Origin of the sequence: Stenotrophomonas sp. As-7 (genome assembly GCF_030291015.1) — a bacterium.
Classification (GTDB): domain Bacteria; phylum Pseudomonadota; class Gammaproteobacteria; order Xanthomonadales; family Xanthomonadaceae; genus Stenotrophomonas; species Stenotrophomonas lactitubi.
Map to the genome: position 1 here is coordinate 2,094,061 of NZ_CP127405.1, position 16,731 is coordinate 2,110,791.

Below are 16,731 nucleotides of genomic sequence, written 5' to 3' on the forward strand. Positions count from 1 at the left end.
ATCGATCCCATGCAATTCGTTTCGACCCGTGGCCAGTCGCCGGCTGTTGGACTCAGTGCGGCCATCGCCGCTGGTCTCGCGCCTGATGGTGGGCTGTACGTTCCGCAGGCGCTGCCGGCGCCGCGCACGCTGCAGGCCGGCGCGACCCTGGCCGACACCGCCGCTGACCTGCTGGCGCCATTCTTCGACGGGGATGCGCTGGCCGATGCCTTGCCATCGATCTGCCGTGAGGCCTTCGATTTCCCCGTGCCATTGCGTGCGCTGGGCAACAGTGGTGATCACGTGCTGGAGCTGTTCCATGGGCCGACGGCGGCGTTCAAGGACATCGGTGCGCGTTTCCTCGCCGGTGTGCTGTCGCGGCTGCAGACCGGCCAGGACCGCGACCTGACCATCGTGGTGGCTACCTCCGGTGACACCGGCGCGGCCGTGGCGGCGGCCTTCCATCGGCAGCCTGGTGTACGCGTGGTGGTGCTGTACCCCGATGGGCGGGTGTCACCGCGACAGGCGCATCAGCTCGGTTGCTTCGGCGACAACATCCAGGCGCTGCGGGTAGCCGGTTCGTTCGATGATTGCCAGGCGATGGTGAAGCAGGCACTGGGCGATCGTGATCTGCAGGCACAGGTACCGCTGAGTTCAGCCAACAGCATCAGCCTGGGCCGGCTGCTGCCGCAGATGAGCTACTACGCGCACGCGGCGCTGACCCATCATGCGCAGCATCAACGGCGCTTGAACCTGGTGGTGCCGACCGGCAATCTCGGCAACGCGATGGCGGCGGTACTGGCACGCGCGCTGGGCGTGCCGATCGGGCAGATCGTACTGGCGACCAATGCCAATGCGGTGCTGCCACGCTACTTTGGTGGCGACCAGTACCAGCCCGCGTCCAGCATTGCGACCGTGGCCAACGCCATGGACGTCGGCGCGCCCAGCAACTTCGAGCGGCTGCGCTGGCTGTACCACGGCGACGACGACGAATTGCGTGCAGCGTTCCGCGCCTTCGCAGTGGATGACGTGACCATCCGCGCGACCATCGCCAGTGCCCATGCCAGTAATGGCGAGCTGTTCTGCCCGCACACGGCCACGGCGGTGAAGGTGCTGCAGGACCTGCGCGCGGGCGGCGCCAAGGGCGATTGGGCAGTGGTCGCTACCGCGCACCCGGCCAAGTTCGAGGCGGTGGTTGAACCGTTGATCGGCGAAGCGGTGGCGGTGCCGCCGGCACTGGACGCGCTGCTGCAGCGTCCAGCGCATGCCGAGCCGCTGGCGGCCGATTACGCAGCGTTGCGCGAGGTGTTGTTGCGTTGACGGAGGCGTCTGCGTGGTTGCCGGCCGCTGGCCGGCAACCCGATACCGATCGGGCACTCAGCCCAGCACTTCACCGGCCAGACTGCGCAGGCCATCCTCGTCGAGGATCTCAACGACGTTCAGATGGGGCAGGGCGATCAGGCCCTGCTGGCGCAGCTTGGTGAAGGTGCGGCTGACCGTCTCCATGGTCAGGCCCAGATGGTCGGCAATGTCGCCGCGGCCCATCGGCAGCGAAACGCGCAGGCCATCGCCGCCCAGCTTGGCCTCGCGCGCGGCCAGGCGCAGCAGGAAATCAGCGAGTTTTTCCGCCGGTTGCAGGCGCGCCAATGCCAGCGCGGCATCCTGCGCGGCATCCAGCTCCTGGCAGGCGCGTTGCAGCAGCTTGCGCTCAAGGTGCGGATAACGGGCACGCAGGCCCTTCATCTGCGGCAGGGCGACGCGGCACACGCGGCTGTCGGCGATGGCCTCGATGTCGTAGCGATGGTGGTCGCTGCCGCTCAGGCCCAGGTAATCGCCGGGCAGCACGAAGCCATTGATCTGGCGGCGGCCGTCGGCAAGCGTGCGTACCAGCCGCAGTGCACCGCCGGTCAATGTATAGACATGCTGGCGCTCTTCGCCGCTGCGGGCGAGGGTGCTGCCCATCGTCACCTGCTGCGACACGGTCACCTGTTCCAGCGCCTGCACCTCATCGGGCGACAGCGCAGAGCACACCGCCAGGTGGCGTACCGAGCAGTGCAGGCAGTCCAGCGTGGCGCAGGACGGCGCGGCGGGGTCGTTGGTGGCGGGCGGAGCGCCGGAAGGCCGGGACATGTTGCGTGGGCGTATCGCGGGCGGGGGAGGGCTTTATGATACTTCAAGCGGCCGTTGGACCCCGTATTCCACGGCCACGCGATGCGGGGCGCTAGAATGTCGCCCCCTCCCACGTCCCCGTTCCCGCAGGAGTTCCGCCCGTGATCAAGCCCCGTACCCCGCCCGGCACCCTTGAACTGCTGCCGCGCGAGCAGATTGCGTTCCAGCGCATGCTGGACGTCATCCGCCGCAACTACGAGCGCTTCGGGTTCCTGCCGGTGGAGACACCGGTGTTCGAGCTGTCCGATGTGCTGCTGACCAAGTCCGGCGGCGAGACCGAGCGCCAGGTGTATTTCGTGCAGTCCACCGGCGCGCTGGCCAACGCCGCCGAATCCGGCGACCGCTCGCTGCCGGAAATGGCGCTGCGCTTCGACCTGACCGTGCCGCTGGCGCGGTACGTGGCCGAGCACGAACACGAGCTGACCTTCCCGTTCCGTCGCTACCAGATGCAGCGCGTGTACCGCGGCGAGCGTGCGCAGCGCGGCCGCTTCCGCGAGTTCTACCAGTGCGACATCGACGTGATCGGCAAGGACAGCCTGAGCGTGCGCTACGACGCCGAAGTTCTGGCGGTCATCCACGCGGTGTTTGCCGAACTGCGCATCGGTGACTTCAGCATCCAGCTGAACAACCGCAAGCTGCTGCGCGGCTTCTTCGAGAGCCTGGGCGTGGCCGAAGGAGAGCGCCAGCTGGCGGTGCTGCGCGAAGTGGACAAGCTGGACAAGCGTGGCCCCGACTACGTGCGCGAGACGCTGGTGGGCGAGGGCTTCGGTATTCCGGCCGAACAGGTCGAGAAGATCCTGGCCTTCGTCGCCGTGCGTTCGCAGGGTCATGCCGATGCGCTGGCGCAGCTGGCGGCACTGGAAGCCGGCGCCGGTTCGTCGGAGATCCTGCGTGCCGGCGTGGCCGAGCTGCGCGAAGTGCTGCAGCTGGTGCAGTCGCTGGGCGTGCCGGAGAGTGCGTACTGCTTGAACTTCTCCATCGCCCGTGGCCTGGATTACTACACCGGCACGGTGTACGAGACCACGTTGACCGACCACCCACAGATCGGTTCGATCTGTTCCGGCGGCCGTTATGAAGACCTGGCCAGCCACTACAGCAAGTCGAAGCTGCCGGGTGTGGGCATTTCCATCGGCCTGTCGCGCCTGTTCTGGCAGCTGCGCGAAGCCGGCCTGATCGAGGGCATCGAGGCCAGCAGCGTGCAGGCGCTGGTGGCGCTGATGGACGAGCAGGGCATGCCGCAGTCGCTGGACATTGCCCGTCGCCTGCGCGCCGGTGGCATCAACACCGAAGTGCAGATGGAGCCGAAGAAGATCGGCAAGCAGTTCCAGTACGCGGCCAAGGCAGGTATCCGTTTCGTGGTGCTGGCGGGCGAAGACGAACTGGCGCGCGGTGTGGTGGCGGTGAAGGACCTGCTGCGCGAGCAGCAGTTCGAGATCTCGCGCGACGAACTGGCCAGCACCCTGCAGGTGGAGCTGGAGCAGTCGCGGGTCATGGCGTGAAGCCCGCCGCCGCAGGGGCGCTGATGCTGCTCCTGCTGGCGGGCTGCCAGAGCGATCCGGCGCTGCGCAGCACCCGGATCGGCCCGGCGCAGTACCAGCTGGTGGTTGATCGCTGCCATGTGATCGACCGGGCGCAGCTGGAGCGGGATCTGCAGGCCCTGGCCGAGCGTGCGTGTGCGGGTCGGGCAGGGGGGCTGCAGAACCTGCAGTCGCATCCCAGCCGGCAGGGCAGCCTGTTCGGCGAATGCCTACGGCGCGGCGCGCTGCAGGCGGACGTTCACTGCCAGCCCTGAGCCGGGCCAGGCTCTTTATTTGAAAGCAGAACGCCCACCATTGGTGGGCGTTTCGCGTGCCTATACGAAGAGCAGTCGAGCATGGCTCGACTCTACAAAAGCCGTTCTCGATCACTTTCCCGGCGAGATCCACCAGATCGCGGCCAACTGTCGAAGGCGGGGTGGGTCCGGTTGAGGGGGCGTGAGCCGCATGGATGCGGCGACCGAGCTTACATGGACGTACTTGCAGCGTCCCCCTCAACCGGACCCGCCCCGCAAATCCTCAGGAAACCAGCTTTTGACGTTGCTTCGGCTTCTGCGGGTGCAGGGCGCAGCCCTGCCGTACCCCCAAAGCCCGCGATTTGACGCAGCGCGCAAGAATGCGTTAATGTACTAACACGCTATTACATTGATGCAAGAGTCCTGCCCGTGAAAGCCCGCCCCGACATCGCCGCCAAAGACCCGCAAGCCGATCTGGACGCCCTGGCCCAGGCCTTTGCCGCCCTGCGCGAGCCGGAACAGGTGGTCGCCTTCCTGCGTGACCTGTGCACGCCGGCCGAGCTGGAAGCCATGGCCGACCGCTGGAAGGTGGTGCCGCTGCTGCAGCAGGGCGTGCCCTACCGCGAGATCCACGAGCGCACCGGCGTCAGCGTGACCACCACCGGACGGGTGGCACGCACGCTCGAGCATGGCCATCAAGGCTATGCCGCCGCTGTCGACCGCCTTGCTTCGCGCTGATCCGCGCCCCGTTCCGAACTTCGAGACCTCCCCCATGAGTGCAACCCAGGCAGCGCCGGCGCGAGACCGGCTGCGTATCGCCATCCAGAAGAGTGGCCGGCTGGCCGAGCCCGCCCGCAACCTGCTCAGCGCCTGTGGCCTGAGCTGGCGCGAGAGCCGCGACAAGCTGTTCTGCTATGGCGAATCGCTGCCGGTGGACCTGTTGCTGGTGCGCGACGACGACATCCCCGGCCTGATTGCCGATGGCGTCTGCGACCTCGGCATCGTCGGCCGCAACGAACTGGACGAGCAGGCCGCTGCACGTCGCCAGATCGGCCTGCCGGATAGCTACCACGCGCTGCGTGGGCTGGGCTTCGGTCAATGCCGGTTGATGCTGGCGGTGCCGGAAGAGTGGCAATGGCAGGGGCCCGCACAACTGGCCGGTACCCGCATCGCCACCAGCTACCCGGCCATCCTCACGCAGTGGCTGGTCGCGCAGGGCGTGGATGCGCAGGTGGTGGAGCTGTCCGGCTCGGTGGAGATCGCGCCGCGCCTGGGCACCGCCGATCTGATCTGTGACCTGGTCTCCAGCGGCGCCACCCTGCGTGCCAACCAGCTCACCCCGGTGCACAACCTGCTCGACAGCGAAGCCGTGCTGGCCGGTGCGGTGCGCGTTCCCGATGATGCCCGCGGCGCCCTGCGCAGCATGCTGCTGCGTCGCCTGGACGGTGTGGTGCAGCGGCAGGATCGCAAGCTGCTGATGTTCCGCGCCAGCGAGGATCGCGTCGACGCGCTGGCGCAGCTGCTGGCCGATGCCGAACCGTTGGTGCGTTTGCCTGCCGATGGCGGTGCGTTGCGCCTGCAGACCATGTGCCCGGGTCCGTTGACCTGGCAGCGCATGGAAGAACTGGAGCGCGCCGGCGCCCAGGGCCTGATGGTATTGAGCGTGGAGCGGTCGCTGGCATGAATCGTCTTATCTGGTCGCAACTTGATGAGGCCGCGCGCAGCGCGGCGCTGACCCGCCCGGTGCAGACCGTGGCGCAGCAGACCCGTGATGCGGTGGCCACGCTGATCGCGCAGGTGCGCACGCAGGGCGATGCCGCGTTGCGCGCGATCACTGCGCGCTTCGATGGCGTGGACCTGCAGGATTTCGAAGTTTCCGACAGCGAGTTCGCTGCCGCCGAAGCCACCGTGCCGGCCGCGCTGCGCCAGGCCATGGTCGAGGCGGCCGAGCGCATCACCCGCTTCCACAAGGCGGGGATGGGCCAGGGCTATGCAGTGGAAACCGCGCCGGGTGTGGTCTGCGAGCGCATGCTGCGGCCGATCGGCCGGGTTGGCCTGTATGTGCCGGCCGGCAGTGCGCCGTTGCCGTCCACCGCGCTGATGCTGGGCGTGCCGGCGCAGTTGGCCGGTTGCCCGCAGGTAGTGCTGTGCACGCCGCCGCGTGCCGACGGAACGGCCGACCCTGCGGTGCTGGTGGCTGCGCGCCTGACCGGCGTGCAACGCGTGTTCAAGCTGGGCGGTGCGCAGGCGATCGCGGCGATGGCCTATGGCACCGGGAGCATCCCGGCGAGCGACAAACTGTTCGGGCCAGGCAACAGTTTCGTCACCGAGGCCAAACAGCAGGTTGCCCAAGACGGTGTCGCCGCCATCGACATGCCGGCCGGTCCGTCGGAAGTGCTGGTGATCGCCGATGCGGGCGCCAATCCGGCCTTCGTCGCCGCCGATCTGCTGTCGCAGGCAGAGCACGGCCCGGATTCGCAGGTGCTGCTGCTGACCGATGACGCAGCGATGCTGGCTGCCGTCGAGGCCGAAGTGGAACGCCAGGTGGCCCTGTTGCCCCGGCAGGACATCGCCCGCCAGGCGCTGTCGGCGTCGCAGTTGATCCAGGTGGAATCACTGGCGGATGCGTTTGCGATCAGCAACCGCTACGCGCCCGAACACCTGATCCTGGCCCTGCGTGAACCGCGCGATTGGCTGGGCCAGGTGCAGGCGGCCGGTTCGGTGTTCCTCGGCGACTACACGCCGGAAGCACTGGGCGACTACTGCAGCGGCACCAACCACGTGCTGCCGACCGCCGGTGCCGCGCGTGCCTACAGTGGTGTCAGCGTGGCCAGCTTCCAGAACCTGATCAGTGTGCAGAGCGCCAGCGCCGCCGGGTTGGCGGCGATCGGCGGCTGCGCGCGCATCATCGCCAGCGCCGAAGGGCTGGACGCGCACGAACGTGCGGTGGCGCTGCGCATGGAGGTGGCCGCATGAGCGCGGACATCGACGGCGTGCTGGCCTTGGTGCGCTCGGATCTGCAGGCCTTCGCCGGCTACAGTTCGGCGCGCAGCAGCGCTGTGCAGGGTGAGGTGTGGTTGAACGCGAATGAATCGGCGTGGGCCAATCCGGCCGACGCCACCGGTGGCAGCCGCCGCTACCCGGAGCCGCAACCGGCTGCGCTGCGTGAAGCACTGGCATCGCTGTACGGCGTGCAGCCGCAACAACTGCTGGTAGGCCGCGGCAGCGACGAGGCGATCGATCTGCTGGTGCGCGCCCTGTGCGTGCCCGCCCGCGATGGCGTGCTGGTGACGCCGCCGGTGTTCGGCATGTACGCGGTCTGCGCACGCCTGCAGGGTGCGCCGTTGATTGAAGTCCCGCTGATCGATGATGAAGAGGGCCTGCGCGCGGACCTGGATGCGGTGATTGCCGCTGCGAAGGGGCAGGGCGCCACGCTCGTTTTCCTGTGCGCGCCGTCCAATCCTGCCGGCAGCGATATCGCGCTGTCGGAGATCGAGCGCGTGGCCGTTGCCCTGCGTGGGCAGGCGCTGGTGGTGGTGGATGAGGCCTATGTCGAGTACGCGCAGCGCGCATCGGCGGCCACGCTGCTGGCCACGCACGCCAACCTGGCGGTGCTGCGCACATTGTCGAAGGCGCACGCACTGGCTGCGGCGCGCATCGGCACCCTGATCGCCGCGCCGGAACTGATTGCGGTGCTGCGTCGCTGCCAAGCGCCATACCCGGTGCCGACGCCATGCGCCGAACTGGCCGTGCAGGCACTGCAGCCGGTCGCGCTGGCACGCACCGCCGAACGCGTGGCCACGGTCATCGCTGAGCGCGAGCGCCTGGGCACCGCGCTGGTTGGCCTGCCGGGCGTCCTTCGGGTGTACGCATCGGCCGGCAACTACCTGCTGGTCCGCTTCGCCGATGCGCAGGCTGCGTTCGACGCGCTGCTCGCCGCTGGCGTGGTGGTGCGCGACCAGCGCGCTGCGCCGCAGCTGGGCGATGCGCTGCGCATCAGCATCGGCAGCCCCGAGGAGAACGACCGCGTGCTTGCGGCCCTGTCGGCACGGAGGGCTGCGGCATGACGCCCATCCTGTTCATCGACCGCGACGGTACCCTGATCGAGGAACCGGCGGATTTCCAGATCGATGCCTACGAGAAGCTGCGCTTTGTGCCGCAGGTGATCCCGGCGCTGCTGAAGCTGCGCGATGCCGGCTACCAGTTCGTGATCGTCACCAACCAGGACGGCCTGGGCAGCGAAGGCTATCCGCGCGCCAGCTTCGATGGCCCGAACGACCTGATGCTGCAGATCTTCGAAAGCCAGGGCATCGTTTTCCGTGATGTGCTGGTCGACTGCAGCTGGCCGCAAGACAACGCGCCGACGCGCAAGCCGGGCATCGGCCTGATGACCGCCTACCTCCAGGACCGCAGCATCGACTGGGCGCGCTCGGGCATGGTCGGCGACCGCATCACCGACCTGCAGTTCGCCGACAACCTCAACATCCGTGGCTTCCAGCTGCGCACCGAACAGTTCGGCGGCGAGTGGGACTGGCCTGGCATCGCCCACGCCCTCGCCGATGCGCCGCGTACGGCGGTGGTCCAGCGCAATACCAAGGAAACGAAGATCCGTGTCGAGCTGGATCTGGATCGTGCCGGCGATGCGCGCATCCACACCGGCCTGCCTTTCTTCGACCACATGCTGGAACAGATCGGCAAGCACGGTGGCTTCGCCCTGGACATCCGCGCCGAGGGCGATCTGCACATCGACGAACACCACACCATCGAAGACACCGGCCTGGCGCTGGGCCAGGCCCTGCGCGAAGCACTGGGGGACAAGCGCGGCATCGGCCGTTACGGTTTCACCCTGCCGATGGATGAAACCCTGGCCAGCGCTGCGCTGGATTTCAGTGGCCGCCCGTATTTCGTGTTCGAAGGTGAGTTCAAGCGCGAGCGTGTGGGCGACATGCCGACCGAGCTGGTCCCGCACTTCTTCCGTTCGCTGTGCGATGCCAGCGGCCTGAACCTCAACCTGCAGGTGCGCGGCGACAACGACCACCACAAGGTCGAAGCCTGCTTCAAGGCATTGGCGCGTGCGTTGCGGCCTGCGCTTGCGCGGCAGGGCACCGCATTGCCGACCACCAAGGGGGCGCTGTGAGCGAGGTCGTGCTGATCGATGCCGGCGGCGCCAATCTGGGTTCGGTGCGCTACGCACTGGAACGGCTCGGTGCCACGGTGCGCCTGGTCCGCGACCCCGCTGGCCTGGCCGGCGCGCAACGGGTGATCCTGCCCGGCGTGGGTGCGGCCGGCCCCGGCATGCAGCGCCTGCATGCGCAAGGACTGGTCGAGCCGCTGCGCCAGCTGCAGGTGCCGCTGATGGGTATCTGCCTGGGCATGCAGCTGTTGTTCGATCGCTCCGAAGAGACCGGCGTGGATACGCTTGGATTGATCCCCGGGGTGGTGCGCAAGCTGGTGCCGGCCTGTGGCATCCGCGTGCCGCACATGGGCTGGAACCGGCTGCTGCCGTTGCGTCCGTCGCTGCTGCTGCAGGGGGTGCCAGAGCGCGCCAGTGCGTACTTCGTGCACAGCTACGCCGCGCCGCTGAACAGCCATACCGTTGCCGCCTGCGACCACGGTGGACTGTTCACTGCCGTGGTCGAGCAGGGTCGCTACTTCGGCGCCCAGTTCCATCCCGAGCGGTCCGGCGACACCGGTTCGCTGATGCTGCGCAATTTCCTTGAGGGCACCGCTGCATGAGTTTCACCGTCTATCCCGCGCTGGATATCCGTGATGGCCGCGTGGTGCGGCTGCGCCAGGGCGACTACGCGCAGGAAACCCACTATGGCGATGATCCGTTGCCGCGTGCGCAGGCGTTCGCGGCGCAGGGCGCGCAGTGGATGCATCTGGTCGACCTGGATGCCGCACGTGCCGGTGGCTATACGTTGGCGCCGCTGTTGGCCGCGATCCGTGCGCAGACGCCGCTGCAGGTACAGACCGGTGGCGGCGTGCGCGGTCGCGACGACGTGGCGCGCATCCTCGATGCCGGCGCCAGCCGCGTGGTGATCGGGTCATTGGCGGTGCGCGAGCCGGAGCAGGTAATTGGCTGGCTGGCCGAGTTCGGCCCGGAACGGCTGACCATCGCCCTCGATGCACGCCAGGACGCGCAGGGGCAGTGGCAGTTGCCGGTGCACGGCTGGACCGAAAACGCGGGGGTGACCCTGGATGCGCTGGCCGAACGCTACGCGCAGGCGGGCATGCGCCATCTGCTGTGCACCGACATTGCCCGCGACGGCATGCTGGCCGGCCCCAACATCAGCCTGTACCAGCACCTGGTGGCGTTGCTGCCGGGCGTGGCGGTACAGGCGTCGGGCGGTATCCGCGATGTGGCCGATGTGGCTGCGGCGCAGGCCGCCGGCTGCGGCGGTGCGATTCTAGGCAAAGCGCTGCTGGAACAGCGGATGGACCTGGCGGAGGCGCTGGCATGCTGAGCCGCCGCATCATTCCCTGCCTGGACGTACGCGATGGCCGCGTGGTCAAAGGCGTGCGCTTCCGCGATCACGTCGACATGGGGGACATCGCCGAACTGGCCCAGCGCTATCGCGACCAGGGCGCCGACGAGCTGGTGTTCTATGACATCGGCGCCAGCCCGGAGGCACGCTCGGTGGACGTGGCCTGGATCGAACGCATCGCGCGCCTGATCGATATACCGTTCTGCGTGGCCGGTGGCATCGACAGCGTGGAGACGGCGCGCCGCGTGCTGTTCGCTGGTGCGGACAAGATCTCGATCAACTCACCCGCGCTGGGCCGCCCGGAACTGATCAGCGAACTGGCTGAGGAATTCGGTGTGCAGTGCGTGGTGGTGGGTGTCGACTCCGTACGCGAGGCCGACGGCCAGTGGCGCGTGCGCCGTTTCAGCGGCGATCCGGACAAGACCCAAGCGGTGCCGTTGCGCACGTTGGACTGGATCGTCGAGGCGCAGCGCCGGGGTGCCGGCGAGATCGTGCTGAACTGCATGGACAGCGATGGTGTGCGCCGCGGCTATGACGTGGAGCAGCTGCGGCAGGCACGTGCACTGTGCCAGGTGCCACTCATCGCTTCCGGTGGCGCGGGTGCGATGGAGCATTTCGCCCAGGCCTTTGACCAGGCCGACGTTGACGGTGCGCTGGCGGCCAGCGTGTTCCACAGTGGCGCCATCGCCATTGCCGACTTGAAGCGCTACCTGCGCGAGCAGCAGATCGAGGTACGAGATGTCTATTGATGTGCGGCCGTCGCCGCAGGCGCTGGAAACGCTGGACTGGAACAAATGTGATGGACTGTTGCCAGCCGTGGTGCAGGACATCGACACCCTGCAGGTGCTGATGCTGGGCTACGTCAGCGCCGAGTCGCTGGCAGCGACGCTGGCGATCGGCCACATGACCTTCTTCAGCCGCAGCAAGCAGCGTCTCTGGACCAAGGGCGAGCAGTCCGGCAATGTGCTGGCGGTGCAGTCGATCAGCGTCGATTGCGATGCCGATACGCTGCTGGTGCTGGCACGCCCGGCAGGCCCCACCTGCCACACCGGGGCGGAAAGCTGCTTCGATGGCGCGCCGAAGGACTTCCTTGGCGGCCTGGACCAGTTGGTCGCGGTACGTGAGGCGCTGCGTCCTTCCGGCAGCTATACGACGTCGCTGTTCGAGGGCGGCATCCGCCGCATCGCGCAGAAAGTGGGCGAGGAAGGCGTGGAGACGGCGCTGGCCGGGGTGGCGCAGGACGATGAGGCACTGCTGGGCGAGGCCTCGGACCTGCTGTACCACCTGCTGGTGCTGCTGCGCGCGCGCGGGCTGTCGCTGAAAGATGCTCGCGACGTGCTGGAAAAGCGCCATCGTTGAACAAGGTGTGCGGACCAACGGTCCGCACCTACAATATGGCGTCTTCTTTTGCCCGGACCGCCCCCATGAAACTGCCTGCCGCCTGGCTGTGCTGCCTGTTGCTGACCTCGCCGGCCTGGGCCGCAGACACCGTGGTCAGCGGCAAGGTCTATCTGGAGCGTGACGGCAAGCCGGGCCGCGGTGCGACCGATCCTGGCCTGGCCGGCGTGCAGGTGTCCAATGGCGAAACCATCGTCAAGACCGCTGCCGACGGCAGCTACAGCCTGCCGGTGCGTGACGGCCAGACGGTCTTCGTCATCAAGCCCGATGCCTATTCCTTCCCGAAAGCCGCCGACGGCCTGCCATCGTTCTGGCGGCACTACCGGCCGAACGGTTCGCCTGCGCTGAAGTACGGCGGCATTGCGGCCACCAGTGACGTCGCCCGCAACTGGGACTTCGCCCTGCAGAACGACCGGCATGACAGCCGTCGTGGCTTCCAGATGCTGGTGTTTACCGATTCGCAGACCGCCAGCCTGCAGGACATCGGCTACTACCAGCAGGCGATCGTGGCGCCGCTGGTGGGCCAGACCAAGGCGCGCCTGGGCACCACGCTGGGTGACATCGTCAACGACGACCTGACCCTGTACCCGGCGATCAACAAGGTCACCACCGAGCTCGGCGTGCCGTGGTTCCACGTGCCCGGCAACCACGACCTGGATTTCGACGCGGCCAGTGACGCGCATTCGCTGGACAGCTGGCGCAACATCTATGGCCCCGATACCTATGCGGTGGAAGAGGGCGGCGCCAGCTTCGTGTTCCTCGACGACGTGGTGTACGACCCCACTGCCAAGCCGAAGTATGTCGGTGGCCTGCGCGAGGATCAGTTCGCCTTCCTTGCTGCCTATCTGAACGGCCTGCGCAAGGACCGCCTGCTGGTGCTGGGCATGCACATTCCGCTGTTCGATGCGGCACCGGGGCGCGAGACCTTCCGCCATGCCGACCGCCAGCGCCTGTTCGACCTGCTGAAGGACTTCCGCAACGTGCTGGTGCTCAGCGGCCACAGCCACACCCAGCAGCACGTCTACCACGGCAAGGCTGACGGCTGGCAGGGTGCCAGGCCGCTGCATGAGTACAACGTCGGTGCCAACTGCGGTGCGTTCTGGTCGGGCGTGAAAAATGCCGCCGGCGTACCGGACAGCACCATGAGCGATGGCACGCCGAAGGGCTATGCGCTGCTGGACGTGGCCGGCAACGGCAGCTACCGCCTGCAGTACCGGGTGGCCGGTGCGGCCGCCAGCGAGCAGATCGGCCTGCATGCGCCGAAGGTGCTGCGCAAGGGTGCGTACCCGGCGTGGGGCATCTATGCCAACGTCTACATGGGCGAGGACGCCAGCGTGGTCGAGTACCGCGTCGATGGCGGCGCCTGGCAGCCGATGAAGCAGGTCAGCCAGCCTGATCCGCGGCTGATGGTGGAGAACGTCGCCGACGATCTGGCCTCGACGTTGCGCGGCTACGACCGTTCGCCGGAAGCCACCGCTTCGCCGCACCTGTGGCGTGGTGCGTTGCCGACCGATCTGGCCGTGGGCAGCCACAAGGTCGAGGTGCGTTCCACCCAGCCGGATGGTGCGGTGTTCACCGCCAGCACCAGCTACAACCTGCAGGCCGCGCAGCCCTGAGCGCGGGCCGGGCTGTCCTCACGCACTTCCATCACGAAAGGACGCAGCATGGACATCCGCTTCATGGCCGGCACCACGCCGGTCACCCTCAGCCGCCACTGGTTCACCGGCGCGATGATGCTGCAGAGCGCCAGTGAGAAGGTATGGGTGCAGCACCCGCTGCATCCAGGCACGCATTTCTCGTTCTCGCTGGTACAGTCGTGGCAGCGCCACATCGCCGGCCATGAAGTGCTGGTGGAGCGGACCCGGCCGCTGCTGTTCGCCGGGTTCCGCCCGCAGCGCCTGCGGGTGCTGGTGGACGGCGTGCAGGTGGCCGAGCAGGAAGGCATGTGAGGCCGGGCGGCGGCATCGCCGCGCTAGGCAAAGGACGTCCGATGCCTGAGAATCGGGACGATTCAATCGATCCAAGCAGGCCAGCGTGAACGTTGCAGCAGTGTCCCCGGTTCCATCCGAACCCGCCCGCAGCGGCGTTCCGCGCAGCCTGGTCGTCGCCGATGTCGGCGGTACCTTCGCCCGCCTGGCTGTGGCCGAGACCCTGCCGGGGCAGGCGCCGCGGCTGGGCAGCTACCGCACCTACGCCTGTGCCGACCACCCCAGCCTGGCGGCGATCCTCGCCGATTTCACCGCCAGCCTCGGCCAGCCGATGGCCAGCGCGGTGGTCGCCATCGCCGGCCTGCTCGACGGCGACACCCTGATCAACGCCAATCTGCCGTGGACGGTATCGCTGTCGGCAACGCGCCGCGAGTCGGGCCTGCCCGACCTGCAGCTGATCAATGATTTCGAAGCGGTGGCGCTGGCCATCCCGTATCTGCAGGCCGACACGCTGGTGCCGCTGAACGGCGACGCCGATCCGGCCAAAACCTTCCCGGCGCTGGTGCTCGGGCCGGGCACCGGCCTGGGTGCGGCACTGCGCTTCGCCGATGGCGAGCGCCCGGTGCTGGCCAGCGAGATCGGCCACGCTGCGTTGGGCGCCGGCAACGCGCTGGAACTGCACGTGCTGGGCCAGTTGCTGCAGCGCTGGCCGCACGTGGACAACGAACGCGTGCTGTCCGGCAGCGGCCTGATGAACCTGTACCCCTGCCTGTGCGAACTGCGCGGCGTAGAGCCGCAATGGACCAGCACCGAAGCGCTGATCGCAGCCGCGCGGCTGGGCGACGATGCGCTGGCGGTGGAAACCCTGCAGGTGTTCTGCGCCTGGCTGGGCAGCCTGGCCGGTGACGCCGCGATCGCGGTGGGCGCGCGCTCTGTGTACCTGGCCGGTGGCATTTCCACCCATGTGCAGGACTTCCTGGCCGACGGCCGTTTCCGTGAGCGCTTCCTCAACAAGGGCGTGCTGACCGACGTGCTGCGCCAGGTGCCGGTGTGGCGGGTGGAACATGGCCAGCTGGGCGTGCTTGGTGCAGCGGCCTGGCACGCAGCGCGGACGCCCGCGCACGATTGATCGGCGCTGCCGGCATCGGGCCGGCGGGCGCAGCATGCAGACGGAGGCGAAGATGGTGGATCGCAGGCAGTTCCTGCAGGCCGGTGCACTGGCCGCAGGTGTGGCAGCGTTGCCGGTGGTGAAGGCGCGCATGCAGGGCGGGGCCAAGGTGGTATCGACCTGGGACTTCGGCGTGCCGGCCAACCAGGCCGCGTGGAAGGTGCTGGCGCAGGGCGGCAGTGCGCTGGATGCGGTGGAAGCCGGTGCACGCTGGGCCGAAAGCGAGCTGTGCAATCCCACCGTCGGCCATTGCGGCAACCCGGACCGCGACGGCGTGCTGAGCCTGGACGCCAGCATCATGGATGGCGATGGCCGCTGTGGCGCGGTCGCTGCGCTGGTCGACATCCTGCATCCGGTCTCGGTGGCCCGCAAAGTGATGGAGAACAGCCCGCACGTGCTGCTGGTGGGCGAGGGCGCCCAGCAGTTCGCCGTGCAGCAGGGCTTCGAGCGCCAGCACCTGCTGACCCCGAAGGCCGAAGCGGCGTGGCGCGAATGGCTGAAGACCGAGAAGTACGCGCCGCAGATCAATGCCGAGCGCCGCGGTCTACCCGGCAACAGCGACAACCACGACACCATCGGCATGCTGGCACTGGACGCCAAGGGCAATCTGGCCGGTGCCTGCACCACCAGCGGCATGGCCTGGAAACTGCACGGCCGGGTGGGCGACAGCCCGATCATCGGCGCCGGCCTGTACGTGGACAACGAAGTGGGCGCCGCCACCGCCTCGGGTGTGGGCGAAGAGATGATCCGCAACGCGGCCTCGTTCCTGGTGGTCGAGCTGATGCGCCAGGGGCGCTCGCCGGCACAGGCCTGCCGCGAGGCGATCGACCGCGTGGTGCGCAAGCGCCCCGAAGCCAGCCGCACGCTGCAGGTCTGTTTCCTGGCAATGAACAAGCAGGGCGAGGTGGGTGCGTATGCGCTGCATCGCGGCTTCGTCTACGCCGTGTGCGATGCGCAGCGCCAGGATGACCTGCGCGACTCGCCGTCGATCTATGCGAGCACGCAGGCGTGAACGTGCGCCGCACGCTGGAGATCGCCAGCAATTCAGTGGCTTCGGCGTTGGCCGCGCAGGCCGGTGGCGCAGACCGCATCGAACTGTTCGACAATCTCGCTGAGGGCGGCACTACGCCGTCGTTTGCCAGCATCGCCATAGCCCGCGAGCGGCTGCAGATTCCGTTGTTCGTGCTGGTGCGACCACGCCCGGGTGATTTCCACTACGACGCGCTGGAAACCGAGCTGATGCTGCGTGATATCGCGCAGTGCCGCGCGCTGGGCTGCGACGGCGTGGTGATCGGTGCGCTGGATGAACAGGGCGACATCGACCGGCCGCTGTGCCTGGAACTGGTGCGGGCGGCCGGCCCGCTGCAGGTGACCTTCCACCGTGCGTTCGATGCCGCGCGCGATCTGCCGGCGGCGCTGGAACAGGTGATCGGGCTGGGCTGCCAGCGGGTACTGACCTCCGGCGGTCAGGCCAGCGCCGAAACCGGTGCCGAGGTACTGGCCGCGCTGGTCGCACAGGCGGCCGGCCGGATCAGCGTCATGGCCGGCGCCGGGCTTGGCCCGGGCAACATCGCCGCCGTGGCGCGGCAGACCGGCTGTACCGAACTGCATGCCTCGGCCAAGGGGCAGCGACGCTCGGCCATGCAGTTCCAGAGCCCGGCCCTGCGCGGCCTGGACCCGGACTGGAGCCAGACCGCGACCGCCACCGTGGCCGCACTACGGCAGGCACTGGACGGCTGACCGAATCCGCCGGGCATGGCCCGGCGCTACCGAAGCGGGTCCGCGCCACGGTTGGCGCATCCGCGTTCGCCGGGCATGCCCGGCGAACGC

General features: G+C 68.3%; 18 protein-coding genes. 17 read left to right on the forward strand and 1 reads right to left on the reverse strand.

Going from position 1 to position 16,731, the window contains the following annotated elements:
• Nucleotides 1-9: 9 nt before the first annotated feature.
• Nucleotides 10-1,299: a threonine synthase gene (gene thrC / locus QP457_RS09790; protein WP_205405605.1), complete on the forward strand. Its 1,290-nt coding sequence runs from the start codon at nucleotides 10-12 to the stop codon at nucleotides 1,297-1,299.
• 57 nt (nucleotides 1,300-1,356) lie between these two features.
• Here thrC and QP457_RS09795 read toward each other — a convergent pair whose 3' ends face one another.
• Nucleotides 1,357-2,109, reverse strand: coding sequence for a helix-turn-helix domain-containing protein (locus tag QP457_RS09795; protein WP_099818299.1), 753 nt, complete (start codon nucleotides 2,107-2,109; stop codon nucleotides 1,357-1,359).
• A 140-nt stretch (nucleotides 2,110-2,249) separates the two neighbouring features.
• Here QP457_RS09795 and hisS point away from each other — a divergent pair, with 140 nt between their 5' ends.
• The 16 genes from hisS (at nucleotide 2,250) to QP457_RS09875 (ending at nucleotide 16,641) form a co-directional block, all read left to right on the forward strand.
• Complete coding sequence (hisS, locus tag QP457_RS09800; protein WP_205405604.1) at nucleotides 2,250-3,647, forward strand: histidine--tRNA ligase; 1,398 nt, start codon at nucleotides 2,250-2,252, stop codon at nucleotides 3,645-3,647.
• A 23-nt stretch (nucleotides 3,648-3,670) separates the two neighbouring features.
• Nucleotides 3,671-3,940 carry a hypothetical protein gene (locus QP457_RS09805; RefSeq protein WP_205405603.1) on the forward strand — a complete coding sequence of 90 codons (270 nt, stop codon included), beginning with the start codon at nucleotides 3,671-3,673 and terminating at the stop codon, nucleotides 3,938-3,940.
• Between the two features lie 408 nt (nucleotides 3,941-4,348).
• Nucleotides 4,349-4,657 (forward strand): YerC/YecD family TrpR-related protein, encoded by a 309-nt coding sequence (locus QP457_RS09810; RefSeq protein WP_205405602.1) that lies wholly within the window; start codon nucleotides 4,349-4,351, stop codon nucleotides 4,655-4,657.
• Nucleotides 4,658-4,691: 34 nt separating this feature from the next.
• Nucleotides 4,692-5,603, forward strand: a complete 912-nt coding sequence (gene hisG, locus QP457_RS09815; RefSeq protein WP_205405601.1) for an ATP phosphoribosyltransferase — start codon at nucleotides 4,692-4,694, stop codon at nucleotides 5,601-5,603.
• The gene (gene hisD / locus QP457_RS09820; protein ID WP_205405600.1) at nucleotides 5,600-6,895 is read left to right on the forward strand and encodes a histidinol dehydrogenase; all 1,296 of its coding nucleotides are present in this window, start codon (nucleotides 5,600-5,602) and stop codon (nucleotides 6,893-6,895) included. The genes hisG and hisD overlap by 4 nt, the downstream gene beginning before the upstream one ends.
• The gene (hisC, locus tag QP457_RS09825; protein WP_205405599.1) at nucleotides 6,892-7,986 is read left to right on the forward strand and encodes a histidinol-phosphate transaminase; all 1,095 of its coding nucleotides are present in this window, start codon (nucleotides 6,892-6,894) and stop codon (nucleotides 7,984-7,986) included. The genes hisD and hisC overlap by 4 nt, the downstream gene beginning before the upstream one ends.
• A complete protein-coding gene (hisB, locus tag QP457_RS09830; RefSeq protein WP_205405598.1) occupies nucleotides 7,983-9,056 on the forward strand; it encodes a bifunctional histidinol-phosphatase/imidazoleglycerol-phosphate dehydratase HisB in 1,074 nt (357 codons plus the stop codon). Before hisC ends, hisB begins: the two co-directional genes overlap by 4 nt.
• Complete coding sequence (gene hisH, locus QP457_RS09835; RefSeq protein ID WP_205405597.1) at nucleotides 9,053-9,655, forward strand: imidazole glycerol phosphate synthase subunit HisH; 603 nt, start codon at nucleotides 9,053-9,055, stop codon at nucleotides 9,653-9,655. The genes hisB and hisH overlap by 4 nt, the downstream gene beginning before the upstream one ends.
• Nucleotides 9,652-10,386, forward strand: a complete 735-nt coding sequence (gene hisA / locus QP457_RS09840) for a 1-(5-phosphoribosyl)-5-[(5-phosphoribosylamino)methylideneamino]imidazole-4-carboxamide isomerase (protein WP_205405596.1) — start codon at nucleotides 9,652-9,654, stop codon at nucleotides 10,384-10,386. Before hisH ends, hisA begins: the two co-directional genes overlap by 4 nt.
• Nucleotides 10,380-11,156 (forward strand): imidazole glycerol phosphate synthase subunit HisF, encoded by a 777-nt coding sequence (hisF, locus tag QP457_RS09845; protein WP_099818308.1) that lies wholly within the window; start codon nucleotides 10,380-10,382, stop codon nucleotides 11,154-11,156. The genes hisA and hisF overlap by 7 nt, the downstream gene beginning before the upstream one ends.
• Nucleotides 11,146-11,766 carry a bifunctional phosphoribosyl-AMP cyclohydrolase/phosphoribosyl-ATP diphosphatase HisIE gene (gene hisIE / locus QP457_RS09850; protein WP_205405595.1) on the forward strand — a complete coding sequence of 207 codons (621 nt, stop codon included), beginning with the start codon at nucleotides 11,146-11,148 and terminating at the stop codon, nucleotides 11,764-11,766. The genes hisF and hisIE overlap by 11 nt, the downstream gene beginning before the upstream one ends.
• A gap of 65 nt (nucleotides 11,767-11,831) precedes the next feature.
• Nucleotides 11,832-13,421 carry a calcineurin-like phosphoesterase family protein gene (locus QP457_RS09855; protein WP_205405594.1) on the forward strand — a complete coding sequence of 530 codons (1,590 nt, stop codon included), beginning with the start codon at nucleotides 11,832-11,834 and terminating at the stop codon, nucleotides 13,419-13,421.
• Between the two features lie 48 nt (nucleotides 13,422-13,469).
• Nucleotides 13,470-13,754, forward strand: coding sequence for a hypothetical protein (locus QP457_RS09860; protein WP_025874818.1), 285 nt, complete (start codon nucleotides 13,470-13,472; stop codon nucleotides 13,752-13,754).
• Between the two features lie 85 nt (nucleotides 13,755-13,839).
• Nucleotides 13,840-14,862 (forward strand): glucokinase, encoded by a 1,023-nt coding sequence (locus tag QP457_RS09865; RefSeq protein WP_205405593.1) that lies wholly within the window; start codon nucleotides 13,840-13,842, stop codon nucleotides 14,860-14,862.
• A 52-nt stretch (nucleotides 14,863-14,914) separates the two neighbouring features.
• A complete protein-coding gene (locus tag QP457_RS09870; RefSeq protein ID WP_205405592.1) occupies nucleotides 14,915-15,913 on the forward strand; it encodes a N(4)-(beta-N-acetylglucosaminyl)-L-asparaginase in 999 nt (332 codons plus the stop codon).
• Entirely contained in the window at nucleotides 15,910-16,641 is a 732-nt protein-coding gene (locus QP457_RS09875; RefSeq protein WP_205405591.1) for a copper homeostasis protein CutC, read from the forward strand. The genes QP457_RS09870 and QP457_RS09875 overlap by 4 nt, the downstream gene beginning before the upstream one ends.
• The last annotated feature ends 90 nt before the right edge of the window (nucleotides 16,642-16,731 follow it).